The organism is Arthrobacter sp. C2, assembly GCA_024207135.1.
In the GTDB taxonomy this organism is placed as follows: domain Bacteria; phylum Actinomycetota; class Actinomycetes; order Actinomycetales; family Micrococcaceae; genus Paeniglutamicibacter.
In genome coordinates this window covers 2,486,918-2,512,665 of record CP042428.1, presented here as the reverse complement: position 1 = coordinate 2,512,665, position 25,748 = coordinate 2,486,918, and the positions used below count along the sequence as shown (strand labels likewise).

Annotated in this window: 22 protein-coding genes and 1 pseudogene; 8 read left to right on the top strand and 15 right to left on the bottom strand. The window is 66.5% G+C overall.

Translation table 11 applies throughout. From position 1 onward, the window contains the following. Positions 1-36: 36 nt before the first annotated feature. Positions 37-528 carry a very short patch repair endonuclease gene (locus tag FPY90_RS11780; protein ID WP_498681141.1) on the bottom strand — a complete coding sequence of 164 codons (492 nt, stop codon included), beginning with the start codon at positions 526-528 and terminating at the stop codon, positions 37-39. 100 nt (positions 529-628) lie between these two features. On the opposite strand from FPY90_RS11780, the gene FPY90_RS11775 reads away from it, so the two are divergent. From FPY90_RS11775 to FPY90_RS11765, 3 genes are all read left to right on the top strand, one after another. After that, entirely contained in the window at positions 629-1,210 is a 582-nt protein-coding gene (locus tag FPY90_RS11775) for a dihydrofolate reductase family protein (RefSeq protein ID WP_498685577.1), read from the top strand. Between the two features lie 195 nt (positions 1,211-1,405). After that, a complete protein-coding gene (locus tag FPY90_RS11770) occupies positions 1,406-1,894 on the top strand; it encodes a helix-turn-helix domain-containing protein (protein WP_498681140.1) in 489 nt (162 codons plus the stop codon). Between the two features lie 491 nt (positions 1,895-2,385). Then, complete coding sequence (locus tag FPY90_RS11765) at positions 2,386-3,330, top strand: IS30 family transposase (protein WP_498685576.1); 945 nt, start codon at positions 2,386-2,388, stop codon at positions 3,328-3,330. A 216-nt stretch (positions 3,331-3,546) separates the two neighbouring features. On the opposite strand, the gene FPY90_RS11760 is transcribed toward FPY90_RS11765, so the two are convergent. From FPY90_RS11760 to FPY90_RS11705, 12 genes are all read right to left on the bottom strand, one after another. Continuing rightward, on the bottom strand, positions 3,547-4,536 hold the full coding sequence (locus FPY90_RS11760) for a VOC family protein (RefSeq protein ID WP_498681139.1): 990 nt from the start codon (positions 4,534-4,536) through the stop codon (positions 3,547-3,549). A gap of 454 nt (positions 4,537-4,990) precedes the next feature. Continuing rightward, complete coding sequence (locus tag FPY90_RS11755) at positions 4,991-6,493, bottom strand: aldehyde dehydrogenase family protein (protein ID WP_498681136.1); 1,503 nt, start codon at positions 6,491-6,493, stop codon at positions 4,991-4,993. After that, positions 6,490-7,194 (bottom strand): HD domain-containing protein, encoded by a 705-nt coding sequence (locus tag FPY90_RS11750; RefSeq protein WP_071214227.1) that lies wholly within the window; start codon positions 7,192-7,194, stop codon positions 6,490-6,492. Before FPY90_RS11750 ends, FPY90_RS11755 begins: the two co-directional genes overlap by 4 nt. A 47-nt stretch (positions 7,195-7,241) precedes the next feature. Beyond that, entirely contained in the window at positions 7,242-8,540 is a 1,299-nt protein-coding gene (locus tag FPY90_RS11745; protein ID WP_071214226.1) for an NAD(P)/FAD-dependent oxidoreductase, read from the bottom strand. A gap of 3 nt (positions 8,541-8,543) precedes the next feature. After that, entirely contained in the window at positions 8,544-8,864 is a 321-nt protein-coding gene (locus FPY90_RS11740) for a 2Fe-2S iron-sulfur cluster-binding protein (RefSeq protein ID WP_071214225.1), read from the bottom strand. Between the two features lie 18 nt (positions 8,865-8,882). Next, the gene (locus tag FPY90_RS11735; protein WP_071214224.1) at positions 8,883-9,644 is read right to left on the bottom strand and encodes an SDR family NAD(P)-dependent oxidoreductase; all 762 of its coding nucleotides are present in this window, start codon (positions 9,642-9,644) and stop codon (positions 8,883-8,885) included. A 129-nt stretch (positions 9,645-9,773) separates the two neighbouring features. Next, positions 9,774-11,639 carry a PEP-utilizing enzyme gene (locus FPY90_RS11730; RefSeq protein ID WP_071214223.1) on the bottom strand — a complete coding sequence of 622 codons (1,866 nt, stop codon included), beginning with the start codon at positions 11,637-11,639 and terminating at the stop codon, positions 9,774-9,776. Between the two features lie 77 nt (positions 11,640-11,716). After that, on the bottom strand, positions 11,717-12,811 hold the full coding sequence (locus FPY90_RS11725) for a PEP/pyruvate-binding domain-containing protein (protein ID WP_498681133.1): 1,095 nt from the start codon (positions 12,809-12,811) through the stop codon (positions 11,717-11,719). Next, a complete protein-coding gene (locus FPY90_RS11720) occupies positions 12,808-14,094 on the bottom strand; it encodes a cytochrome P450 (RefSeq protein WP_071214221.1) in 1,287 nt (428 codons plus the stop codon). Before FPY90_RS11720 ends, FPY90_RS11725 begins: the two co-directional genes overlap by 4 nt. A 133-nt stretch (positions 14,095-14,227) precedes the next feature. Further along, a complete protein-coding gene (locus FPY90_RS11715) occupies positions 14,228-15,046 on the bottom strand; it encodes an IclR family transcriptional regulator (RefSeq protein ID WP_071214220.1) in 819 nt (272 codons plus the stop codon). Positions 15,047-15,150: 104 nt separating this feature from the next. Next, entirely contained in the window at positions 15,151-15,837 is a 687-nt protein-coding gene (locus tag FPY90_RS11710; RefSeq protein ID WP_083411113.1) for an HD domain-containing protein, read from the bottom strand. Positions 15,838-16,326: 489 nt separating this feature from the next. Then, positions 16,327-17,565, bottom strand: a complete 1,239-nt coding sequence (locus FPY90_RS11705) for an MFS transporter (protein ID WP_071214219.1) — start codon at positions 17,563-17,565, stop codon at positions 16,327-16,329. Between the two features lie 210 nt (positions 17,566-17,775). Between FPY90_RS11705 and FPY90_RS11700 the strand changes: the two genes are divergently transcribed. After that, positions 17,776-18,309 (top strand): VOC family protein, encoded by a 534-nt coding sequence (locus tag FPY90_RS11700; RefSeq protein WP_083411111.1) that lies wholly within the window; start codon positions 17,776-17,778, stop codon positions 18,307-18,309. A gap of 92 nt (positions 18,310-18,401) precedes the next feature. On the opposite strand, the pseudogene FPY90_RS11695 reads toward FPY90_RS11700, so the two are convergent. Continuing rightward, a pseudogene (locus FPY90_RS11695) lies at positions 18,402-19,145 on the bottom strand (DUF6597 domain-containing transcriptional factor); the annotation flags it as partial. Between the two features lie 111 nt (positions 19,146-19,256). Between FPY90_RS11695 and FPY90_RS11690 the strand changes: the two are divergent. Continuing rightward, positions 19,257-20,624, top strand: coding sequence for a plasmid pRiA4b ORF-3 family protein (locus FPY90_RS11690; protein WP_498681130.1), 1,368 nt, complete (start codon positions 19,257-19,259; stop codon positions 20,622-20,624). A gap of 84 nt (positions 20,625-20,708) precedes the next feature. Here FPY90_RS11690 and FPY90_RS11685 read toward each other — a convergent pair whose 3' ends face one another. After that, entirely contained in the window at positions 20,709-22,070 is a 1,362-nt protein-coding gene (locus tag FPY90_RS11685) for an MFS transporter (protein ID WP_071214216.1), read from the bottom strand. A 155-nt stretch (positions 22,071-22,225) separates the two neighbouring features. Here FPY90_RS11685 and FPY90_RS11680 point away from each other — a divergent pair, with 155 nt between their 5' ends. The 3 genes from FPY90_RS11680 to FPY90_RS11670 are packed head-to-tail and all read left to right on the top strand — an operon-like array spanning position 22,226 to position 25,744. After that, on the top strand, positions 22,226-23,098 hold the full coding sequence (locus tag FPY90_RS11680; protein WP_071214215.1) for a shikimate dehydrogenase: 873 nt from the start codon (positions 22,226-22,228) through the stop codon (positions 23,096-23,098). After that, on the top strand, positions 23,098-24,939 hold the full coding sequence (locus FPY90_RS11675; RefSeq protein WP_498681128.1) for a bifunctional sugar phosphate isomerase/epimerase/4-hydroxyphenylpyruvate dioxygenase family protein: 1,842 nt from the start codon (positions 23,098-23,100) through the stop codon (positions 24,937-24,939). Before FPY90_RS11680 ends, FPY90_RS11675 begins: the two co-directional genes overlap by 1 nt. A gap of 25 nt (positions 24,940-24,964) precedes the next feature. Continuing rightward, positions 24,965-25,744, top strand: coding sequence for an IclR family transcriptional regulator domain-containing protein (locus tag FPY90_RS11670; RefSeq protein ID WP_071214213.1), 780 nt, complete (start codon positions 24,965-24,967; stop codon positions 25,742-25,744). The last annotated feature ends 4 nt before the right edge of the window (positions 25,745-25,748 follow it).

Below are 25,748 nucleotides of genomic sequence, written 5' to 3'. Positions count from 1 at the left end.
GCCATTGACCGCAAAGCAAGTGGAATGCTTCGAAATCTAGGATTCCAGGCGTCGCGAGGGTGGCCCAAGGAACCGGGCGAGAGTTTCCATGGTGGCGTGCGGGTCCCCGAGGTCGCATTCCCACAGCACCAAGGATTCCCAGCCCAGGGCCTTGAGCGCCTCGGCGTTCTGCCCGTCGCGTTCGCGGGTGCGGTTGCGTTTGTCTTCCCAGAACCGGGCGTTGGTCGCCGGCGCGTGCCGGCCTGCGGGGCAATCGTGCAGGTGCCAGAAGCAGCCGTTGACGAAGACGACCTGCCGACGGGCCGGAAAGACAATGTCGGGGGTTCCCGGTAGCTTGCCGCCGGGCAGCCGGGCCTCGGGATTTTCTCGGTGCAACTTCACCAGGGCGCCGGACGGGATGCGGCCATGAAGCAGGTAGCGGTACCCGGCGGCATGCAGCAGCCGGCGCACGATGAGCTCGGGCTTGGTGTCCTTGGCCCGGATCTTCGACATGAGTTCTGATCGCTGCTGTTGGGACATGCTGTCCATGCTTCGATTCTGCACCCGCCGGGTTCGCATGGAAATGGGGCCTTCGCGAAGGAAGGATGGGCTGCTAATGTGGGGCACCCCAAAGCAGAAGGAGAGAACCGTGGGCAAGGTGGTCATGTACGGATCGGTGTCGGTGGACGGCTTCATCGCGGACGGGAACGACCAGCCCGGGCCGCTGTTCGACTGGTTGTCCGGCGGCGACGTTCCACTGGACGAGAGCGGCGCGCTGAAGGTGTCGCAGGTTTCCTTCGACTACACCCGGGCGTACTGGGACCAGATCGGGGCGACAATCGTCGGCCGCCACGTCTTTGACATGACCGACGGCTGGGACGGGAAGCCTCCGGGCGGGGTAGCCCACGTGGTTGTCGTGACGCACCGCCCGAGGCCCGAGGGGTGGGACCCCGAGGCTCCGTTTCACTTCGTCGACGGCGTCGAGGCAGCCGTGGCCAAGGCGCAGGAGCTCGCCGGTGAGCGCATCGTCGAGGTCTCCGCGGGCGACGTCGGCGGCCAGGTGCTTGCCGCGGGCCTGGTCGACGAGGTGCGCATGGATGTTGCACCCGTCGTGTTCGGGGCCGGCAAGCGCTACTTCGGGTCGGTCCGCGCACAGCACCTGTTGGGGGATCCCGATGTGGTGATCCAGGGCAACCGGGTGCTTCACCTGCGCTTTTCGGTGCGCCGCTGACCGATCCGGGCGGGTACGCGAAGCAGACCACTGCGAACGCCGGCGCCAGATCGGACAACCGGCCGCGTTTCCGCACCGCTGCCCGGACCCTGTGCGCCGGCCGGCATCCAGCTAGCGATTACCCACCTCAACCGTGAATTGCTTGAGTTCTCGTGATCGTTGCAACGCCCCCGATATTCGGGAGTTTCAACGTCCATGGATCCACTATCAAATGAAGGTCTTTCCTTAAGGAAAAAATCGGGTTCTTCCCCGGCACCGCGGACGTACCGCAAGTATTCGCCGCAGGACAAGGAACGGTTCTTCGAAGCCAAGGAACGCCTGGGAACCGGAGTGGCCGCAGCCCGGGAACTGGGCTTCACGCCCTCCACCTGCCGGATGTGGACGAAAGACGACGGCCGGGCGCCGGGAACGAGCTACACCGCGGAGCATAAGGACGAGTTCTTCGTGTTGTTGGACCGTCTGAACAGCGTCAGCGCCGCGGCCAAGGCCCTGGGCATCAACACCCAGACGGCCTTCAACTGGTCCTACTCGCTCGCGGCGCTCGAACGGAAGCCCAAGGCCGCAATGACGGCCAGGCAGCTGGCGCTCGAACCGAAGCGGGCTCCGTTCCTTGACGCCCTGGAACGCGGGGCAACATCAGTGTTGCCGCCCGCGACGCCGGCATCAAAACCTCCCAGGGACTGAGCTGGGCGCGTGCCGCCGGGGTGGAAAACATCCCGCAGGACCGCTCCGGCAGGCGGGCGGAATACATGCGATTGCGGGAGGCGGGGGCCACGCAGAAGGCCGCTTCCGCGGCCGTGGGCATCAACCGGCGCACCGGCTACGACTGGGACCAGGCCGCCCGCGCGGCCAATGCCCAACCCGATGCAAACGATGACACCAGCATCGCGTATAACTGTCAGGTGACTACTGCCTTTGCCGAATCCGACACCATGGCCCGGCTCGCTGCGGAGCCACCTACCGCCCCACCCATGGCTCCGGTGCTGGCCCTGGTGCCGGAGCCGGGAGAAGGGCTCCTGGCGGCTCCGGAGCCGCCCGCGGATGCGGAGCCCTCCACGGCACCGGCACCGGCCCCGCTGCAGCTTCCGGCGCCGGCGCCGGTGAGTATTGAGGACCTTGAGCTGGTCATCGATGCGCGCTACCTCTCCCACGAAGAGCGGGAACTGATCGCCGACATGCTCCGCGCCAAGAAGTCGATCAGGGCCATCGCCCGGGAACTGGGACGAAGCCCCAGCTCCATCAGCCGAGAGATCAAGCGCAACTCCCACCCCAGGCTCGGATACCAGCCCCACGGCGCCCAGCGGTCCGCCACCAAGGCCCGGGCCCGGCCCAAGCCCAGTAAGCTGGCAGCCCAGGGGCCGCTGCGCGACGCCGTCGTCGCGATGCTGAAACTGTATTGGTCCCCGGAACAAATATCCCATGCCCTGATCAAGGATTTCCCCGATGACCCCGAGATGCGCGTGAGCCACGAAACGATCTACCAGGCCCTCTATTACCAGCCCCGCGGCGGGCTGAAGCGCGAGGTCGACAACGCACTGCGCACAGGACGCACGCGCCGGAAAAAGCACAAGAACCCCGAGGAACGAACCAGTCGGTTCCGCGACCCGATGATCAACATTTCCGAGCGCCCCGCAGAGGTCGAAGACCGCGCAGTCCCGGGGCATTGGGAGGGCGACCTCATCACCGGGGCCCACAACCAATCGGCCATCGCCACCCTCGTGGAACGCACCACCCGCTACGTCATGCTCGTCCATTTGCCGGGCGACCATACGGCCGCAACGGTGCGTGACGGGCTGATCAAGACCATGAGCACCCTGCCGGCGCACCTGCGTGGATCGCTGACCTGGGACCAGGGCGTGGAGATGGCCAAGCACAAGGCCTTCAGCATCGCCACCGACATGGATGTCTACTTCTGCGACCCGCACAGTCCCTGGCAGCGCGGCTCCAACGAGAACACCAACGGGTTGCTGCGCCAGTACTTCCCCAAGGGAACCGACCTGTCGGTCCACGGCCCGGAGGAACTCGAACGCGTCGCTCAGCAACTCAACGGACGACCCCGCAAAACACTCGGTTGGAATACCCCGGGCGAGCAACTACGTGATTTACTAAAAGCAAGCTGACCACGGGTGTTGCGTCGAACGCTGGAATTCAAGTTGCCAGCAAGGGGCCCGGTTAAAAATTTGAGCACCGGCCGGACGATTCGGGGGAGGAATCGTGTATCCAACCGGTGCTCGCATCACTCGCACCTTCAAGAGGTAGTAACGACTCTAGGCGGCGACGCTATGGATTTGATGTGCCGGGCCATGGCGTTTGGTGTGAGAGGTCCGCGCGAGAGGTCAGCCCGCGACGCGCACCGTGATCCCGGTTCCCCACGGATCCTGGGTCGTCAGGGTGCCCTTGCCGAGCTCGTGCGGGATCTTGTGCGCAGTCAAACGGGAAGCGACGGCATCCAGTTCGGCGACATCGGCCACGTGGATGGAGACGGTGCGCAGACCCAGGGAGTCGGGGCGTTTGCCCGCCCCCGCCGAGGACCACGTGTTGACGGCAAGGTGGTGGTGGTAGCCGTTGGCCGCCAGGAAGATGGCCCCCTGCGACCGGGCAGTCACGGCAAATCCAAGTCCGTCCTCGTAGAACTCCTCGGCTTGCTGCAGGTCGCCGCCGCGCAGGTGCACGTGTCCCATGGACACGTCCTTGGCGCTGGCATTTGGCGTTCGGTTTCCCAGGTGCGTCGCGATGTAGGCGTTCGGGTCAAGGGCTGCCGACCCCATGGTCACGAGTCCGTCGTTCCACTCCCACGTGTCTTCAGGGGTATCGGCATAGAGTTCCACACCGTTTCCCTCGGGGTCGGCGAAATAGAATGCATGGCTGACCTTGTGGTCGCTGGAACCCTGGAACGAGTCCGGTTTCAGGGTCGCTGTGCGCAGCACGGCAGAGGCCAGCTCGGTCGCATCCGGGAACAGGAACGCGGAGTGGTAGAGCCCGGCCTGGGAATAGTCATCCGGCGCCGCATCGGGGGAACCGGCTGCGATCAGGCGGAAAAGTTCGGTGCCCTCGGTGCCCAGGATCACGTCATCCTCGTCGCTGCTGAGTGTGGTCAGGCCGACTCCCTCGGTGTAAAAGCGGTGAAGCCCCTCGAGATCCGACGTCACCAATTCGACGGGGCCCATCCGCAGACCGGGGCCCAGGGCGCTTGACGTGGGGCCTTGGACGGCCGCGGCGTTCGTGCCGCAGGCAGCGAGCGCGAAAGCGAGGACCGTAAGAACCACGGTGATCGCTCTTGGCTTGGGTCGCAGGCGGTCGGCACGGTGTGCTGATTTTTTATCCACGGTCGGATTCCTGTTCGTTGCCGGAAAGAAATAAAGTTGACGAGTCAACTAAATTCTAGCCCATGGGATCCTCCCCCTGCGCGATCCGGGATCTACCGCCCGCACCCCGGTCTCGATCCGCTCGTGGGACGCACCGGCGATTTCCGCGAGACGGCCCCTTGGCTGCAGCGCCTCTGGTCGCCGGGTGCCCTCGCGATTCCCGGCCGGGGCGGCATCGGCTTGAAGCGGGGAAGATGCCGTTAAAGGTTTGAGCACCGGCCGGAAGATTCGGGGATTGAATCGGTTATCCAGCCGGTGCTCGCATCACTCGCACCTTCATGAGGTAGTAATGACTCTAGGGCCAGTGTCTATGGATTTGATGTGCCTATCCATGATGTTGGGTGTGAAGGCGGTGTCCATCGTGCCACCGGGCAATTGGCTTTTCACCCGCCCGGCGGCACACAGCTGGCCTGTATCAGCGCCGATGAATCGACTTGTAGCTCAGGTACGCGGCCAGCCCCTCGGGACCGTATTCGGTACCCAAGCCGGAGTCGTTCCGCCCGCCGAAGGGCGCGGCGTGGTTGGACGCAAAGAAGTTGATGCCAACGCTGCCGGTATCCATACGCTCGGCCGCTGCCTGCGCGGCATCGATGTCGGTGCCAAAGACGAGGCCGCCCAAACCGAACTCGGTGTTGTTCGCCAGCGAGAGGCCCTCATCGATCCCGTCGTAGCGCAGGATCGAGACCACCGGTCCGAAGATCTCCTCCCGGGAAATCCGCATGCCGGGCAACACGTCAGCAAACACCGTCGGGGCAATGAAGTAACCGGCATCCAGGTCGCCGCCCAGCTGCGCCTTGTGCCCGCCTGTGGTGGCGCGGGCACCCTCGGCCCGGCCCGACTCGATGTACTCGAGCACCGTCCGGTACTGGCTTGCAGTGGCCGAGGGGCCAAAGACCGTGGCGGGATCCAGCGGATCACCCTGGGGAGCTGCGGCAATTGTGTTCGTCACCAGCTCCACGACCTCGTCGTAGCGCTCGGAGGGAGCCAGGATGCGCGTGGAGATGTAGCAGGTCTGCCCGGTGTTGCGCATGCAGGAGCGAATCAGGTTGTTCCCCATGGCGTCCAGGTCCGCGTCGGGCAGCACCAGCGCGCTGGACTTGCCGCCGAGTTCCAAGGTCACCGGTCGCAGCAGTTCCCCGCAGGCGGCGGCGATCTTGCGTCCCACGGGCGTGGATCCGGTGAACGCGACCTTGTTGACTTGGGGATGCCGCACCAGCGCATCGCCCAGGCGGCCGGATCCGGTGACCAGGTTTGCCACACCGGCCGGAACGCCGGCGGCGGCCAGCGCATCCATGATGATCCTGAATGACAACGGAGTGGGGGAGGCCGGCTTCATCACCACGGTGCACCCGGCCAGCAGCGCGGGAGCCAGCTTGATGACCATGAGGTTGATCGGGAAGTTCCACGGGGCAATCAACCCGCACACACCCACCGGATCCCGGCGCACCAGTGACTCGCCGGCACCATTGGGGAAGGGGCGGATGTCCTCGGATTCGAGCAGCGGGGCCAGCGAGGCGAAATAGCGGAAGATGGATGCGGCGTTGGCCGCCGCGCCCTGGGTCTCGGAGACCGGGGAGCCGTTTTCCAGGGTGTTGGTCAGTGACAGTTCGGTGGTGCGGGCCTCGACCTGATCGGCGATGCGCAGCAACACCGCGGCGCGTTCGGACGGGGCCAGCCGCGGCCAAGGACCCGTGTCGAAGGCCGCCCGTGCCGAGCGAACCGCCTTCTCGAGGTCTTCGGTGGTGCCGTCGGCGACCGAACCCCACACCGACCCGGTGGCCGGGTCGGTGACGTCGTTGTGGCCACCGCAGGTGGAGGGAATCCATTCGCCGTCGATGAAGTGGGTGTCGACATGGCGGTAGGGAAGAGAAAGCGCCTCACGAGCGGCCACTGCGCCGAGTTGCTCCCGGGTGCTCATCGGAGCACCGCCGTCTGCAGCAGGGCACGGGAGCGTTCCAGGTCCGTGGAGGCCATGTCCAGGGCAGCCTCGGTGATCAGCTCGGGGATGATCTCGGTTTCCAACCGGTCGGTATAGGCGGCGGGGTGCTGCGAGAACCAGCCGGCGGCCAGCGCGATGCCGGCGTGGTCGAAGCGCCAGAGCCGGTCGGCGTCGCGCATCAGCGCGTCCTCCAAGGAGTGGGCCACCGGGCGGGTGTCGTGCCCGTCGATGATGGCGCAGACCGCCTCGATGAATTCGGGCTCGTACCCCAGCGGAGGCAGCACACGGCGGGCCACATCGCAGCCCAGGCGTTCGTGTTCATAGCGGATGCCTGCCTTGCGCCAGTCGCCGCGGAAGCCCTCGGAGATGATCTTGGTTTCATCCACGTGTGCCCATCCGGTGTCGTGCAGCAGCGTTGCCACGAGCACCAGCTCGCGGTTCGCTTCCGGGTAGGCGTCACACAGGCGGCGGGCGAAGGCCAGCGAGATCGGCAGGTGGATGTCGTTGCCGCGCGCCCGGGTTTCCGGGACCACCGCGGCCCAGAGCGGCAGCAGGTCCGCTTCGAGGCCCGGGGTCAGGCAAATCGGTGTGGTGTCCACATTTCCGGGGGCGGGGATGGGACGTTGCGGGTAGGCCGCGGCAAAGGCGGCGCCTGGATCGGTGTCGGTGAGGGTGTTCATGGCGCGTGCGGCTCCTTGCGTCAGGGAGAGTATGTGGGGGAGGGCGGCTAGGCAATGAGGGTCTTGAGCATGGTGGCCGGATCGGCGGCCGCCACCGGGTCGATGGATTTGCCGGCGGCCAGGGCCTGTTTGACCGCCATGAAATCCAGCGGGGCGTTCACGGCGTCGGCAGCAATGATGCGCCCATTGCGGTAGTAAAGCACCGTGAACTTCCCCTTGTCGGGATCCTTGCGGATGACCGTGGAATCGAAGCCGGTGGACAGCCCGGCGATCTGCAGCTTCATGTCCGCCTGGTTGGACCAGAACCACGGGATGCCGGCGTATTCCTCGCTGCGTCCCATGAGCGAATAGGCGGCGACCTTGGCATGCTCGATGGCGTTGTTCACGCTCTCGAGGCGGATGCGCTCGCCCTTCGGCGCGCCTGGAACGGGGTTGGGCATGTTGGCCACGTCGCCGACGACGATGGTGGTGCCGTCGGAGGCGAGCGCCCCGGCGTCCACGACGATGCCGTTGTTGACTTCCAGCCCCAGGGCCTCGCCGAGCTCGGTGTTGGGGATGACCCCGATGCCGACCAGCACGATCTGCGCCGTGATCCCGGACCCGTCCGCCAGGCGCACGCCGTCCACGGTGCCGTGGCCGTCATCGAGGATCTGCTCGATGCGGGCGCCGATGCGGATGTCCAGGCCGCGCTTGCGGTGTTCGGTAAGGAAGTACTCGCTGGTTTCCTCGCCAACCGCCCGGCCCACCAGCCGCGGTCCGTATTCAAGCACCGTGACGCGCTTGCCCATGGAGGCCAGCGAGCTGGCGGCCTCCAGGCCGATAAAGCCGCCGCCGACCACGACCACGTCGGTGGTCGCAGGGGCCAGTTCCTTCAGCCGCAGCGCGTCGTCGGCGTTGCGCAGGTACACCACCCCGTCCAGTTCGGCGCCGGGTGCCTCGAGGTGGCGCGGTCGGGCTCCGACCGTCAGGGCCAGCCGGGCGTAGGGGTAGGTGCTGCCCGAGGCACCGTGGGCGATCCCGCTGCCGTCGGTGTTTGAGTCCACGGACTCGATCCGCTCGCCCTTGATGAGGGTGATGTTGTGTTCGATCCAGTAGTCGTTGGTGCGGAAGATCAAGGACTCGGAACCGACCTTGTCCTGCAGGAATTCCTTGGACAGGGCGGGGCGCTGGTAGGGGCGGTGGTCCTCGTCGCCCAGCAGCGTGATGTGTTCGGTGTAGCCCAGGGCACGCAGGGAAATAGCCAGTTGCACCCCGGACTGGGAGGCTCCGACGATCAACAATCCGGTGGCGGTCCCCGACTCCGGCGCGTCGGCGCCGGCAAGTGAGGGAACGGTGAGCGTTTCCATGTCCTAGACCTGCGTTTCGGGTGTGGTTACGTGAAGGTCCTGGCCCTCGGTCATGCGGAGCTGGCAGGAGAGCCGGGAATTGTCCTCGCGGTCCACGGCGGTGCCGTAGAGCATCTCGTCCTCCATCTCGCCCATGGGCTCCAGAGTCGGCAGGTCGGATTCGGCGACGAAGACGTGGCAGGTGGCGCAGGAGAGTGAGCCGCCGCATTCGGCGACGATGGCGGTGACGCCGTTGCGGACCGCGGTCTCCATGACCGAGTCCCCGGTGTTGGCGTTGATGGTGGTGGTGGCACCGGCTGCATCGGTGAAGTGGACTGTAGGCATGGCGATCGTTCTACCTTTCTAGATGAACTGGCGGCCACCGTCGACGACGAGCGTCTGACCGGTGATGAAGGAGGAGTCGGGGCCGGCCAGGAAGAGCGCGGCCCCCACGATGTCTTCGGGTTGGCTGGCCCGCTTGAGCGCGCCGCGGTCGACCCCGTAGCTTTCGGCGTTCTCCATCAGCCCAAAGCTTGCCTCGGTGAGGGTGAAGCCCGGGGCGATGGTGTTGACGGTGATCTCGCGCCGGCCCAGCTCCTTGGCCATGACCCGGCTCAGGGCGATGACCCCGCCCTTGGAGGCGACGTAGTGGGCCCACTGCTCGGACCCGGAGTAGACGGTGGCCGAGGCCATGTTGATGATGCGCGAGCCGGCGCCCAGGTGCGGGCTCAGGGCCCGGGCCATCATCCAGGGACCCTTGAGGTTCACCGCCATGACCCGGTCCCACTCGTCGAAGTCGATATCCTCGAAGGGCGAGCGGGTGACCGTGGCGTAGATGGCGGCGTTGTTGATGAGCACCTGGACCTGCCCGCCGGCGAAGCCCGCTACCCGGGCCGCAAGCGCGTCGGTGGAGGCGGGGCTGGTGACATCGACGCTGAAGGCCTCGGCGCGGCCGCCGGCGGCCCGGACCATTTCTGCGGTCTCGGCGGTGCCGGCCGGATCGATGTCCGCCGCGGCGACCGCATAGCCGCGCCGGGCGAATCCGAGGGCGAAGGCCCTGCCGAGGCCTCCTGCGGCGCCGGTGACCAAGACCGTGCCCGGCGGGGTGTGTGCTTCGGTGCTCATGTTCTGTACCGGGGGCCTTTCACTGGGGCGAATGCTGTGGAGTGGCGAATTAGGGGGAGGTGGTGGGCGGGGCCTTGGGTTGCCATGCCCACCACCGGACGTCCGGAACCGCTATGGGGGAGAGCGGTCCTAGACGTGCGAGTGGGAGTGCGCCCCGGGGCCGGTGACCACGGGAGCCTCCTCGAGGATCTCGACGGTGCCCTTGGTACCGTCCACGCGCAGCATCTGGCCGGTGCGGATGGTGGTGGAGGCGCTGCCGGTCCCGGTGACGGCCGGCAATCCGTATTCGCGGCAGACGATGGCCGCGTGGCTCATCATCCCGCCGATGTCCGTAACCGTGGCCTTGATCTTGCCGAAGATCGGGCCCCAGCTCGGAGCGGTGATCGGGGCGACCAGGATCTCGCCGGCCTGCACCTCCGAGAGGTCGTCGGCATGCATGACCACGCGGGCCATACCCTCCACCAGACCGGGGGATGCGGCCATGCCCTTGAGCACGCCCGACTCGGAATCCTCGTCCCCGCCCAGCCACTGCTGGACCTGTTCGGTGGTGATGCCCCAGAGCATCCGGGTGAACGGTTCGGTGATGGCCGAAGGCGGGGTGTTCAGGGCCGGGGCCGGGCGGGCGGTCTTCAACGCGTCGACGATGCCGCGGCGGCGCTCGATCTCCTGCGGCCACACCACGTTGCCGATCGGGTCGCCGGCGCCGATTCCCCACGAGGTGACCAGGTCGAAGAGCACGTCGCGGACTTCGTTGCGCCCGAGGTAGAGCATGTCCTCGGGTTCGTTCCAGAGGCCCTGGGCGTGGAGCATGCGGGACAGTTCGCGGACCTTGCGCCAGAACACGCCCATGGTCCAGTGCTCGATGTAGAAGTTGTGGTTTTCCACGTAGGGGTAGGCGGTGGCGGCCAGGGTGCGCTTGGCGTCGAAGGCCTCGCGGATTTCGGGATCCAGCAGGTCCCGGTACTCGGAGACGATGCGGTCCTTCTCGGCGATCAGCTTCTCGGTGGGGCGCATGATGTTCGCCCCGCCCTGCAGGCGGTGGATGTAGTCCGCGATAAAGCCCAGGGGGATCTCCTGGTGTTCGATCCAGTACTTGTCGTGCCCGTAGAAGCCGTTGCCGATGGTGAAGTTGAACCACGGGTCCTTGGCTTCCTCCCAGCGTGCCAGCCAGCGCTCGCCGGCGGGGGACGCCGCGATCGCGGCAAGGGTGGCGGCGGGATCGTCGGTGTTGGAGAACGCGCCGGCAAGGTCCAGTTCCACGGCAAGGGCGGCAAGTTCCTTGAGCTCGTCGTCGGGCCTGAACAGTTCCATGTCCACGCCCTGGACCATGGTGGCGATCGACTGGTCGGGGATGTTCGGGAAGACTTCCTTGCAGAAGTTGAAGAAGTCCAGGTAGGCAATGTAGCCCAGGTTCAGGAACTCGAAGTGGTACTGCCAGTTCTGGTAGCAGAGCTGGATCAGCCGGTCGTAGTTCTCCAGCAGCACCTCCGAGCCGTCCTTGGCCTTGCCGGAGAGGATGTCCGCCATCGGCACCATGTCGGGCAGGGCCTCAAAGGTGAGGGTTTCCATTTCGGCGATGGTGCCCTTGACCTTCACGTGCCACTGTTCCAGGAGGGTATCCCAGTTGGCGAAGTAGTGGCCGATGCGTGCCTCGAATTCCGGGACACGGGCGGCGATCTGCTCGCTGGGCACCGGCAGCGGGGACATGTAGAGGTAGCCCAGGTGGATGCGGAAGTCGATGCCGTTGGCGTTGGGGATCATCAGGTGGCGGGCGTTGTACTGGCCCAGGCACTTGACGGCGAATTCCCCGCCAATGGTTTCAAAGGGCTTGAAGACGGTGGGCCAGTGCTGCGAATCGCAGAACCAGAACTTCTCGTCTTCCTCCGCCTTCAGCGCGTCCTGGAACACCAGGTAGTACGGGTAGAGCTCCTCCCAACCCTCGGCGCCCGGAGGGACCTGGAGATCGGAAGGCTTGGGAAAGGATTTCATGCTCATGGTGGTGGATGCCTTTCAAAAGATGCTGCTGCGGAGTTGGGGAAAAGCGACAAACGATGGAGGTCGGAGCAACGCGGCTAGGACGCGGAGTTCAACAACGAGGAGGTGATCGAGGAGAAGTTGAAGCCCGAGCCCAGCCCGAGCGAGGAGGCGTAGCCGCTGCCGGTCGGCTTCACGGTGGCCTTGGAAGAATGCACGGTCTCCGGGCGGGATTGGAGCAGCAGCAGGTTTTCGCCTTCGGGCAGATCCGCATCCAGCGCCCACTCGATGTCCTGCGGGCAGCCGTAATGCTTCTCGGCGCGCTTGGCCAGCTGGGCCACCAGGGCGAGGTCCACGTCGGACAGGCAGCGCACCGCGCGGCGCTCGTCGCTGACCTCGACCTCCACCAGGGAGTTGGTGGCAGGATCCGGGATGAGCTCGGCGTGCTTGGCCCCGATGTGTTCGGTGATGACGGCCAGGGTGACCTTGTCCAGCTGGATGTTGTCGGGGGTGACGGTTCCCGAGACGACCATCTCGCCGACCCCGTAGGAGGCATCGATGGTGATCTTGGAGCGGTCTCCGTTGGTGGGATCCAGGGTCATGGCCACGCCGGAAGCAGCGGAGTTGACCATCTTCTGAACGACCACCGCCATGGACAGGCCCTCGTCGGGAATGTTGTTCTTCAGTCGGTAAAGGATGGCCCGGGAAGTGTAGAGCGAGGCCCAGCAGGCGCGGATGTGTTCGGTGACCGAGGCGTAGCCGTTGAGCCAGAGGTAGGTGTCCTGCTGCCCGGCGAAAGAGGCGTCGGGCAGGTCCTCCGCGGTGGCCGAGGAACGCACCGCCAGGGGCACCTCCCGGGCGAAGTTCGCCTGCAACGAGGCGTAAGCGTCCTTGGTGAATTCGCGCAGGGCGGAGGGCACCGGGCGCTGGGTGATCATCTTGCGGATCGTGGCGCTGGCGGCGTCCACTGCTTTGACGTCCTCTGGGTCGAGGCCAGCCAGTATGGTGTTGATTTCAGCAGTGATGCCGCCTTCCATGAAGGCGTCGAACGCCGCGGTGGTGACGACGAATCCGGGCGGAACCGGCATTCCGGCGGCGGTCATGGTCACCAGCGAGGCGCCCTTGCCGCCGAGGTTTTCCAGCTTCGGTTCGGAGCCGCCGTTGAAGAACTCGATGAAGTCGTTGTTACTCATGCCTGGGCTTCCTTCCAGCTCACGTTGACGTATTCGGGGACGCGGAAAGACAGGTTCTTGCGGAACTCGATGCCTTCTCCGTCGATGAGCTCCAGGCTCGGGATCCTGGAAGTCAGTTCCTCCAGGGCGATCTTGGCCTGCAGCTTGGCGAGCATGTTGCCCAGGCAGTAGTGGATGCCGAAGCCGAAGGAGAGGTGCTCGCGGGCGTTGGGCCGGGCGATGTCGAAGGCCTCGGGATCCTGGAAACGGTTTTCGTCGCGGTTGGCCGCACCCATCAGCAACAACAGCTCGGCTCCCTCGGGGATCTTGACCCCGGCGACCTCGGTGTCCTTCAGGGCCTTGCGGCGCCAACCGACGATGGATCCGGAGTAGCGCAGCACCTCGTCGATAGCCGCGGAGATGGCCTTGGGGTTATGCACCACCTGTTCCCAGGCCTCGCGGTGGGACAGCAGCACACGCACGCAATTGGAGATCAGCGTGGTGGTGGTTTCGTGGCCGGCGAAAAGCAGCGAGTAGAGCAGCGAGGCGATCTCATGGTCGGTGATTTCCGCGCCCTCGGACTGGGCCTTGACCAGGTCGGCGGTGAGGTTGTCCCCACCGTGCTCGTGGGCGTGGGCCACGAGGCGCAGGCACTCGGCCCAATACTCGACGAGGTTGTGGGCGTGCGGGATCTGTTCCTCGTCGCTGAGGTCTCCCCAAGTCATGGCGGCCCGGGAATCGCTCCAGCGCTTGTAGGTGTCGACCTGGGAGGTATCGGCGCCGATGAGGGTGAGGATCGTGATGGTCGGGATGGCATAGGCCAGGTCCTTGACGATGTCACCGGTGCCGGATTCGCGGGCCGACATGACCTCGATCGAATCGATGACATTGGCGCGGATGGAGGGTTCCAGGGCCTTGAAACGGCGCGGGGTGAAGGCCTTTTGCGCGATCGCCCGGATGCGGGTGTGCTCCGGCGGACGGCGGGCCGAGAGCCCGGAGTAGGTGGTGAATCCGCCGTCGTTCATGATCTTGGTGGCCTGCGGGCCGCGCTTGCGCACGGGGGCCTGGGCGTTTTCCGAGGAGAAGGTTTCCCAGTCTTCGAAGACGGCCTTGACGTCGTCGTAGCGGGTGACCACGTAGAGACCGACGCGTTCGTCGAACATCACGGGTTGTTCGTTGCGGAGGTTCGTGTAGGAGGGAAACGGGTTTTCCATGGTGAACGGTTCATAGCCGTGGTGGTCGGCCGGTGCCGCGGCACCGTGACCCATGGGGCATACCCCCGCTGCGACGTTGTTGCTGGACATGGAACTGACTCCTTGAGGAAGGAAGATCGGGGTTGCGCCGCCCGATTGTGGGCTGCGAAACTTTCATTGCCTCAAGTGTTACCCACGACACACGCAAAGCGTGTGGATAGTTTCCCACTCAGTGGAAGACAGTTCAGTGCTGGGGGTCGATGGGCGGCAGCGGGGCGCCTCCGGTGACGCTGCCCAAGAGGGTTTCCAGCGGGATGTGTGCCGTTGCGGCCTCGATGCGCTGGGATACACCCCTGAGCACGGGCAGGTGCCTGGTCATGGTGCCGGCATTGGATGATGAGACCACCAGACCGATCGAGCAACCCAGGCGACCGGTGTGGAAAACGGGCACGGCAATCGAGCACGAGCCCAGGATGACCTCCTCCTGGGTCGTGGCGTAGCCCCGTTCCCGCACCTGGGCCAGCTCGGCACGCAGGCGAGTCGGATTGATGTGGGTGTGCCCGGTGACCGTGGCCAGCGGGCGCCCGAGATAGGCATCGGTGACCCAATCCTCGGAGTACGCGAGGATCACCTTGCCCACCGCGGTGGCATGGAGCGGCAACCGTCCGCCGACCCGCGAGGCGCGCGGCACCCGCTTGGAGCCGTAGACCCGGTCGATGTACAGGGCCATGTTGCCGTCCCGCACGGCGAGCTGGCTGGTCTCCCCGGTCAGGGAGAAGAGGTCCTGGACGAAGGGGCGGGCGGTGTCGCGCAGTTGGCGCCCCGCATTCTGGGCAATGGCCCACAGTCGCAGCCCCAGTTGGATCCCGCCGTTGGGCCCGCGGCTCAGCATGCCCCAATCGACCAACTCGCCCACCAGACGATGGGTGGTGCTCAGCGGCACGCCCGAGGCTTCGGCGATTTCGGTCAGGCTCAGTGCCCGCCGCGAGGTTTCAAAGACTTCCATGATGGCAAGGACCTTGGAAGTCACGGTGCTTCCGGGCACGCGGTTTCCACCGGCCATCGTTGGGCCCCCTTCCTTCAGCTGCACGTATCCGCCGTGCATCCTTGAGTGTAGGCGAGCACCGGCCGAGGATGCCGAACGGATATGGGAATGGGGGAGTGTCTTCAGGCGCCCGGGCGCAGTTCCCGGCTTCGGGGCCAAAGGTTCGCCTGTTCCAGCGCGATCAACCCACGGGCCATGACGGTGGCTTCGGGAGTGAAGAGCTTTCCAAGCACCCGTGAGGAGCAGAGGCGCAGGGCCTGTCCGCGATGCAGCCCAAACCAGTCCATGACGGTGTCGAGACCATGTGGGGTCAGCCGCCAAAGCTTGTCGGCGTCCTTGACGATTTCGTCGTCGGGGTTCAGCGCATGGGTGCGGGAGTCGTGCCCGTCGATGATCGTCGCGACTTGTTCGATCACCAGTGAATCCACGCCGAGGGACTCGAGGATCTCCGAGGACAGACGGGCACCTTCCTTCTCGTGCTGCAGGACCAGTTCCGGACGCCCCCCGCCGGGGGCGATGGCGGCGAGCACAAGGCCTGGTTCGACTTGGGACCAGCCAATGTCATGCAACATCATGGCCGGCAGCACCACTCCCGGTTCTGCCTGTGGGCGTGCATCGAGCAACGAGGCGGCAAGGGACAGGGATAGGAGGGTATGGGCATCGTTGTCCCGCACGGCCAGCAGGGACCGGGCCCGTCCCCAGATTTCACCCAGAAGCGGATGGGTCTCGAAAAGGTCGGGCATCGGCGGTGGGATGTGCTTGGAGGTGTCCAGGCCGAAGTGGTTGGCCTGTGGATGCACTTTGATCATGGGCACATACTTGCACCTGCACCCGTTTTTCCCAAGGGTTGTTTTCGCGTCGGTGGATATCACTGATTAATGCCGGACGTGGGAATTATGGAGTGCCCGGACTCGGCATGTTCATCTTGGTCTTCGATCCGACAAACAGGGAACGGGGCTTTCCCAGGCGGCTGCGACCGTCTCCAATGGGACTACGGGGTACGTCTCCCGGGGCGTCGGTCTGCGCGGACGGAGCCAACGGACGGCCAACTCATCCGCGTTCCGAAGGAACTGTTCGAGCGACTCCGGCACGCGGCGCAGCCGGACCGCTGTCGGTGAGCGTCCATAGTCCACATGACCGTTAAAGAGGTGAGCACCGGCCGGAAGATTATGGGGGGATTCTTCCGACCGGTGCTCTCATCACTCGCACCTTCAAGAGGCAACTACGACTCTAGGCAATCATTCTGGATATTCCATGGGCAACGGCATCGCGTTTCATGTGACTGCAGTTGTGCGCGCTTACTGGGCGTGCGAGAAATGCATGCTGCCGCGTCGGCCGACGAGAACCGCGGACAGGACAATGCCCAGGACGGCGAAGACGCTGGTCATCCACCAGGTCGAAGACCAGCCGCCGGTGCTCATGGCCAGCCAGGCCACGATCATCGGGCCGGTGAAGTTGCCGACGTTGTAGATCTGCTGCATCAAGCCCATGGCGGCCGGGGCCGAACCGCCCTCCGGGGCCAGGTCAACCGCCATCCGGGTCATGGTTGCCGGGATCATGGCCCCGGAGAGCGAGAAGAACCCGACGCAAGCGACCTGCCAGGCCAGTCCGCCGGGAACCGGCGACCAGTCAACGGCAAAGGTCAGCAGGCCGGCCGCGGCCATCAACACGAAGGAGAGGAACAGCAGGGCGCGGGCCGGGGCGCCACGCTGGAGCAGCATTCCGGTGATGATGGCGCCGACCCCGTTGAGCCCGCCGACAACGGCCGACAACACCCCGGCGTGCGTGCCGCTCAATCCGCTGTCCCCGTAGAGCGTAGGCAGGAATCCCACCACGGCCATCCACTGGACGGTGTAGCAGCCGAAAACAACCCCTGCGAGCCACACCTTGGGCGAACGGGCGGTGATGCCGATGCGTCCGGCGGCCGCCTTGGCACCCCCGGCCCCCGCGGGTTGGTCCTTCGGAACCATGCGCAGCACCAGCGGGATCGGCACCAGGCTGACGGCGGCCATGACCCACCACCACGCCTGCCACGTGCCGACCTGCAGGAAGTAGGCGCTGGCGATCAATCCCACGAAGGTCGCGGTGCCCTGGTAGGCACTCCAGCAGCCGACGGCCAGGTTGACGCGGCGAAACGGTGCATGGCGGCGGATCAAGCCCGGTCCCACCACGGTGGCCACAATGAAGCCGATGCCCTCGATGGCCCGCGAAGCCAGCAGGGTGTTCGCGCCGATGGACAGGGCACCAAAGATCGACCCGGCACTCAGGAAAAGCAATCCCAGCAGCAGGGTCCGGCGCTCGCCGATGACCTCGGCCAACAGGGACACCGCCAGGCCGCCGACCATGCCGGCCACCTGCACGATGCCCAGCAGCACCCCGGCGGCAAGCAGGGACAGGCCCATGTCTTCCTGGATCCTTGGAAGTGCCGCGGGCAGTTTCCAGATATGCAGGGCGGCGGAGATGCCGGCAACCACCACCACGATCCAGGCGGCATTGCCGCTGGCGGTGCGTTGGAGACTCGGTTGGGTCAAGGTCAATGGAACAGGTCCTTCGTTGGGCAGTTGATCGGATTCTTCCACGTCAATGTCCGGAACACGAAGATATGTCGTGGCGAGCCAGCGGGCGGACAGCGATCCGGAATACGAGTAGGCACGGAACCCTGTCGGATTCCTTCAAGACCGCGGACCTGCATGAGGGGTTCAATGGAACGACAAGCAACCGTCCAGACCTTTGAAAGGTGAGAGACCATGCCCATGGAACCAACAACCACGGCAGCAACCGGCAAGCACACGACCAACGGGGTGCCGCACGGCTACACGGCGCTGACGCCGTTCATCGTCGTCGAGCCGGCGCAGGCAGCCATCGAGTTCTACCGCGAGGTCTTCGGCGCCACCGTGCTCTCGGTGATGCCAGGTGCCCCGAAGGAGGACGGCAGCCCCACCGTCTCGCATGCCGAGCTCGACTTCGGCAACGGAATCCTGCAGCTCTCGGACCCGCAGCCGGGGTACGGGCTGGTTGCGGCCGACGCCCAGCACACCAACAATTCCCTTGCGGTCTACGTGCAGGACGTGGACGCCGTCTTCGCACGTGCGCTGGAACGCGGCGCCACCGCCGTTGAGCAGCCCGCCGACTTCGTCTCCGGGGACCGCTTCGCCACCTTCGTGGATGCGTTCGGGCGGCGCTGGAACGTCATGACCCGCGTGGAAGACCTGTCCCGGGAGGAATCCGAGCGCCGGGTCACGGCCTGGCTGGAGACCTTCAACGCCACGGGCACCGCGTAGCGGGACCGCGGCGCGGCGCAGCTGCCGGCGGACCCGGCCTGGACCTGCCGGATGTACTCGCCCGGGCTCATCCCGGTGACGCCGGCGAAATCCCGGGTGAAATGCGCCTGGTCCGCATAGCCCAGCGCGTGGGCCAGGCGAGCCAGGTTCGGGCCGGTGCCCCGGCCCATGAGCGCCGCGGCCTCCTGGAGCCGGCGGCGCTGCAACAACCACTTCGGCGAGACGCCCATGCGGGCGTGCACCAGCCGCTGCAACGCCCGCTCGCCGATCTGCCAGCGCTCGCTCAGCTGTGCCACGCGCCCGATGCCCGGGGTGGACTCGATGTCGGCGCAGATCCGGTTCAGCAGCAGTCCTTCGTCGTCCATGCCCTCCGGGAGCCGTTCCACCAGCCAGTCCTCGAAGATTTCGATGGCGCGGCGCTGCCGGTGCCCGGTGGTTCCCTCCGCGAAAAGGGCCTGGTGGATGGCGCCGGCGCGATCCAGCCCGCAGTCCAGGGCCGGGATCGAGCCGTCCACCAGCTCCGGAAGGGGAATGTTGCACAGCAGGGCACCGGTGCCCGGACGCAACAGCACCCCGAATGCGCGGCCCGAGCCGGACAGCCGCTTGAGCGAGAGCCGCGTGAGAGGCCCATAGAGCGTGCCGACGCCGTCCTCGATGGCCAGGTTGCAGCCCGGGTAGGAAAGGATGCGCTGTTCGTGGGTGGCTCCGGCAGGGATCTGCCAGGTGGGAAGCCAATAGTGGACCACCAGCTCGCGCAGCGCATCGGACGGTTCGAAGCGGGTCACGTGCGCCGTTCCTTCACCTGTCGGCTGCAGCGGTCCGCGCGGGGTGTCCATGGAAGCCATTATGTCGCTCCGGCACGGCGAAAGCCGTGGTTCGGCGCAGGAAAATCGGGGGACAGGGCGCCGGGGAGCCCTGCTGGCCCCCCGATGCACCAGACTGGAACCATGAAGAACCTGCGTACCCAACACACGCTGCACATCCAACTCCATGGCTCGGAACCGGCCATCTGGCGGCGCCTCGAGGTCGACGGATCCATGACGTTGGAGCGTTTCCACGAGGTCCTGCAGGGTGCGCTGGGCTGGACCAACTCCCACCTGCACCTGTACATGGACCGCAATCCCTTCATCCGCGGCCAGGTTGCGGCGGGCGAGCAGCCGACCACCTGGCTGATGGCCAGCAGCATCGAGGACGGGCTGGAGGGCGAGGACGAAACCGGCTCCACCCTGACCCAAGCGCTGGCCCGCTCCGGAGGCACGCTCTGGTACGAGTACGACCTGGGCGACAGCTGGATGCACCTGATCACCGAGGAATCCTCCCGGCCGCTGGACCCCGCGGTTCCCGAGGCCCGCGTGCTCGACGGCGCCCTGCGCGTCCCGCTGGAAGACTGCGGGGGACTGGGCAGCTGGTACGAGATGCTCAAGCTGTCCCGGGTCCCCTCGGCGAACCCCGACCGAAGCTACATCGTGGATTGGTTCAGGGCCCACGCCGGCTATTTCACGCCCGTGGATCCGGAGGCCTTCGACGCGGGAGCCGCGAACCTGCGGGTGCGCCTGCTGCTCGGCGGGATTCCGGAAGCCACCGCGATCGGCAAGTGGCTTTCCACCCTCCCGGTGCATGCCCGCATGGTGTTGGCCGAATTCCTCCACACCCTGGGAATCGACGTGTTCGCACACCCGGCGACGGCGGAAATGCCCGAGGAGGCACCGCGGGCCATGGCCTCGATCCTGTGGTGGATCAACGCCTGCGAGGGCGCGGGCCTGCCGCTGACCGCGGCCGGCTACCTGGCCCCATCCGTGCTGCCGGAGGTGATCGCGGGGATCGGCTGGGAGCACGAGGACTTCGTGCAATTCGGCGGCAAGACCGAGGTGCACCTGCACGGCATCCATGATTTCCGCTTGATGCTCATGGACGTCGGCCTGCTCAAGGCCCAGGGCAAGAAGCTGGTGGCCACGCCCGCCGCGCTGCGCGTGGCCCGGGACCCGGCCAAGCTGTGGGCGCACCTGGCCAAACGTGCCCGGGATTCGGTGCGGGACAAGGTCACCTACGACGCGACGATGCTGGCCCTGCTGGCTGCCGCCGGGGAGGGCGACGCGGAATCCAAGGCCATCGCGGCGCGCACCAACGAGGGCATGCGGCTGCTGGAATACGTCCACCACGACGGGCGCACGATCGAGGACGACGACTTCAACAGGCTCGGGGACAGGTACGACGCCATCACCAAGGCGTTCCGCATGGCGGTGCTGGAAAACGGCAATAGGGGCCGCGCGCCCGGGCTCGAACGGGCCTTCGCCCTGGCCGTGCTGCGCTCCTGAGGTAATTGAACCCCGGCATGACAAGGCCCCGGCGCCTCCCGAAATCGGGAGGCACCGGGGCCTTGGGTGCGGTGTGCCGCGGCGCTACTGCAGGTGGGCGCCGGAGGCGCTTTCCACCTTGTGCGCGGTGCGGCCCAAAAGGTGCGTGGGCACCTTGTAGGTTTCCTTGGCGGTCAGCGCGGAGACCGAGGCGATCAGCGCGATCGCCAGGGTGAAGAAGCTGATGACCACCCAGCCGCCGGGCTGCAAGCCGCCCAGTGCCGCAACGATGGACGGGGCGAAGCCCGCCATCAGGAAGCCGAGCTGGGTGCCGATGGCCAGGCCGGAGAAGCGGACCTGGGAGGAGAACATCTCCGCGTAGAAGGAGGGCCAGACGGCGTTGGCCGCGGCGTAGGCGCAGGAGAAGACCAGCACCGAGAGTGCGAACTGCAACAGGGTGTTGCTGGTTTCCATCGAGCGCAGGTAGAACGGCATGAAGGCCGCCGAGGACAGCGCGCCGTAGATGAACACCGGCTTGCGGCCGATCCGATCGGCCAGCTTCCCGAAGAACGGCTGGGTGAACAGCGCCCCGACGTTGCCGGCGACCACCAGCCACAGGGTGACCGACTCGTCCATGTGCCCGATTTGCTTGCCATAGGAAATGGCCAGGGTGCCGTAGACGGTGGAGACCGCGGCGATGAAGGCGCAGAAGACCACGCGCAGCACATCGCGCCAGTGGAAGCGGATCAGCACGCCCAGCGGCAGCTTGGCGATCTCGTTGTTCTTCTTGGCCTCTTCGAACTCCGGGGTCTCGTGCAGCGAGCGGCGGATGAAGAAGGTGACGATGACGACCACGGCCGAAAGCCAGAACGGGATGCGCCAGCCGATGCCGAACTTGAACTCGTCGGGCATGGCCACCACGGGAATGAAGATCAGCGCGGCGAGGATCTGGCCGCCCTGGGTGCCGGTCAGCGTCCAGGAAGTGAAGAAGGAGCGGCGGTCATCCGGTGCGTGTTCCAGGGTCAGGGAGGAGGCTCCCGCCTGCTCGCCGGCGGCGGAGAGGCCCTGCAGCAGGCGCGCCAGCACCAGCAGTGCCGGGGCCCACCAGCCGATCTGGTCGAAGGTGGGCAGGCAGCCGATGGCGAAGGTGGCGGCTCCCATCAGCACCAGGGTGAACATCAAGACCTTCTGCCGGCCGATCCGGTCGCCGAAGTGTCCCAGGATGACCGCGCCGATGGGGCGGGCCACGTAGGCGAAGCCGAAGGTCGCCAGCGACATCACCGCGGCATTGGCGCCGGCGTCGGGGAAGAACACGTGCGGGAAGATCAGTGCGGCGGCGGAGCCGAAGATGAAGAAGTCGTAGTATTCCACGGCACTGCCCATGAAGCTGGCCAGGGCGGCCTTGACCGGCGTCCTGCCCCCGGTGCCGGGCGCGGATTGCGCCGGTGTGTTCTCGGTGTTTGGCATCGGATACTCCTAGGTAAGACTGGGGCTGTGGGGGAGGCGAACGGCCTATTGTGCGTATTGCGTACAGTTGTACGAATTGCGTACAACCACTAGGGTAGAGCTAAATCACATTCAAGACAATCCGCACGCGAAAAATCTCAAGGACTGGAACACTCATGAGCACCAGCACGCAGTCGTACCTTGTAGGCCTGATCGGGGACGGGGTCCTGCCATCGTTGACCCCGCCGATGCATGAGGCCGAGGCGGACGCGCACGGATTGCGCTACCTCTACCGGCCCATCGACCTCACCGAGATCGGCAAAGAGGGCGCGGACGTCGGGGAGCTGCTGCGCGCCGGGGCGATGCTGGGATTCAACGCCTTCAACATCACACACCCCTGCAAGCAGTTGGTGCTCGAGCACCTCGACGAGATCAGCGACGAGGCCCGCGCCATCGGCGCAGTGAACACCGTCGTCATCAAGGACGGCAAGTTCCACGGGTTCAACACCGACGCCTCCGGTTTCGCCTGGGCCCTGGCCAACGGCCTGCCCGGCGCCGAGCTTGATTCGGTGCTGCAGCTGGGCGTCGGCGGTGCCGGTTCCGCGGTGGCCTACGCGCTGCTGGACTCCGGGGTGAAGGAGCTGCTGCTGGTGGACCCCGAGGCCACCCGCGCCGCCGAACGCGCCGCGACCCTGTCCATGCAATTCCCGGACCGCACCATCCTGGCCTGCACCCCTGACACCGTCCCGGAGCTGCTGCCGCGCGTGGACGGCGTGCTCAACGCCAGCCCCATCGGCATGCACCACCACCCCGGCCTGCCCCTCGACGTCGCCGGGCTCACGCCCGGGCACTGGGTCGCCGACGTGGTCTACCGACCCGTGGACACCGAGCTGATCCGTGCAGCCCAGGCCCTTGGCTGCCGCACCCTCGACGGCGGGCACATGGCCGTGGGCCAGGCCGTCGACGCCTTCAACATCATCACCGGGATCGCCCCGGACACCGCCCGGATGCGCAAGCATCTGCTCGACATGCTGGAAGCTGGTCTCTAATGCGCACCTCCATCGCCACCGTCTGCATCTCCGGCACCCTCGAGCAGAAGATGCTCGCCTGCGCCAAGGCCGGCTTCGACGGCATCGAGATCTTCGAACAAGACCTCACCGTCTCGCCCATGTCCCCCGAAGAGGTGCGCGCCCTGGCCGAGCGGCTCGGGCTCACCCTGGACCTCTTCCAGCCCTTCCGCGACTTCGAAGGGGTCGATACGGCAACGCTGGCCGCAAACCTGGCCCGCGCCGAGGCCAAGTTCCGGCTCATGAACCGCCTGGGCATCGACACCATCCTGCTGTGCTCCAACGTCGGCACCGCCACCATCAACGACGACGAACTGTTCGCCACCCAGATCCGCGCCCTGGCCGAACTCGCCGCCGGCTACGGCGTGAAGATCGCCTACGAGGCCCTGGCCTGGGGCAAATACGTGAACACCTACCTGCACTCCTGGCGCATCGTGGAACTGGTGGACCACCCCAACGTCGGGCTCTGCCTGGATTCCTTCCACATCCTCTCGCGCGGGGACGACCCGGCGGGCATCGCGGACATCCCGGCCGAGAAGATCTTCTTCGTCCAGCTGGCCGACGCCCCGGTGCTGTCCATGGATGTGCTGTCCTGGTCGCGGCACTACCGGGTGTTCCCCGGCGAGGGCGGCTTCGAGCTCGACGCGTTCATGGGGCACCTGGTCCGCTCCGGCTACGACGGGATCGTCTCGCTGGAGATCTTCAACGACGTCTTCCGCCAGTCCAACGTGGAGCGCACCGCCGTGGACGGGATGCGCTCGCTGATCTGGCTGCAAGACCGGGCCATCGCGCTGCTGGGTGCCGGCGCGGCCGGCTACCCGCTGGGGATCGCCGCGCTGCCCGGGGCCCAGGCGCCCTCCGGCTTCGACTACGCCGAGATCCGCACCGAGGACCCCGAGGCCGTGGCCGGGATGCTGGCCCAGCTGGGCTTCACCTTCCGCGGCCAGCACCGCCGCAAGCCGGTCACCCTCTGGAGCGCCGGGGATGCCCGGATCATCATCAACACCCAGCGCAGCCGCGGGATCACCGCGGAGGTCTCCGGCTTCGGCATCCAGGTCCCCGACGCCGCCCTGGGCACCCGGCGGGCCACCGCGCTGAAGGCCCCGGCCGTCCCGCGCCACCACACCAGCGACGAGCAGCCGCTGCACGGCTTCACCGCCCCGGACGCGACCGAGGTTTTCTTCGGGACCACCTCCTCCGAGCCGGCCTGGGCCCCGGAATTCGGCAACGGCAGCAAGCCCGCGGACACCGGGCTGGTGACGGGCATCGACCACGTCAATCTCGCCCAGCCCTGGCAGGCCTTCGACGAATCGGTCCTCTTCTACACCTCCACGCTGAACCTCCAGGCCCGCCCGGGCACCGAGGTTCCCAGCCCCATGGGCCTGGTCCGCTCCCAGGTGCTGCGCACCGACGACGGCGCCGTGCGCCTGGCACTGAACATCGTGCCGCACGGGTTGGAGAACACCACCGACCGCGCCCTGGGCTATCCCGAGCACATCGCGGTGCACACCGATGACATCGTCGCCTTGGCCCGCCGCGCGGTGGGGGCCGGCATGGAGTTCCTGGCCGTGCCGAACAACTATTATGAGGACCTGGCGGCACGCTTCGGGCTGGACGCGGCCACGCTGGGGCAGTTGCAGGAACTGAACCTGCTCTACGACCGCGACGAGCACGGCGAATTCCTGCATTTCTACACCGAAACCGTGGGCACCATGTTCCTCGAGGTCGTGCAGCGCCGCGGCGGCTACGACGGCTACGGGGCACCGAACGCCCCGGTGCGGCTTGCCGCGCAGTTCGAGCGCAACCGCCTGATGACGTACTAGGGAAGAACAAGGGGAATGGTGGACCATGGCCGAGCAGCCTGACTACTACGTGAAGTCGGCGGAAAAGACGCTGGCGGTGCTGCTGGCGTTCGACGCCGGCCACCAGGCGCTGACCGTCACCCAGGTGGCCGAGGCCATCTCGGTCTCGCGCGCCGCGGCCCGCCGCTTCCTGCTGACCCTGGTGGATTTGGGGTATCTGGAAACCGACGGCAACGCCTACCGGCAAACCCCGCGGGTGCTGGACATCGGCGCCTCCTACCTCTCCGGGCTGACCCTGCCGCAGGTGGCACGCCCGCACCTGCAGCAGCTGGCCGTCGAGCTGTCCGAGACCACGGCCCTGTGCGTGCTCGACGACCAGGACATCCTCTACGTCGAGCGCATCAGCAATCCCCGCCTGCATTCGATGAACGTGTCCATCGGCAACCGGCTGCCGGCCTGGGCCACCTCCATGGGCAGGGTGCTGGTCGCCGAGCTGCCAGAGGCGGCGCGCGAGGAGTTCCTCTCCAAGGCCAGGCTCACCCACTACACCGCCAAGACCGTGGCGAGCATCGACGAGCTGCGCGCGGAACTCGACACCGTGCGCGCCCAGGGCTGGTCCCTGGTCGCGCAGGAACTTGACGAGGGGCTGCGCGGGCTGGCGGTCCCCGTGTACCGCGGCAAGCAACTGCTCGGCGCGCTGAACGTCTCGGTGCAGCCCGGGCGCATCGGCTCCGCCTCGATCACCGAGGAGATGTTGCCGCTGATGCGCCGGACCGCCCAGGACATCGCCGACGACTTCGGCGGACGCACCGCGGCCAGGAACTAGCGGC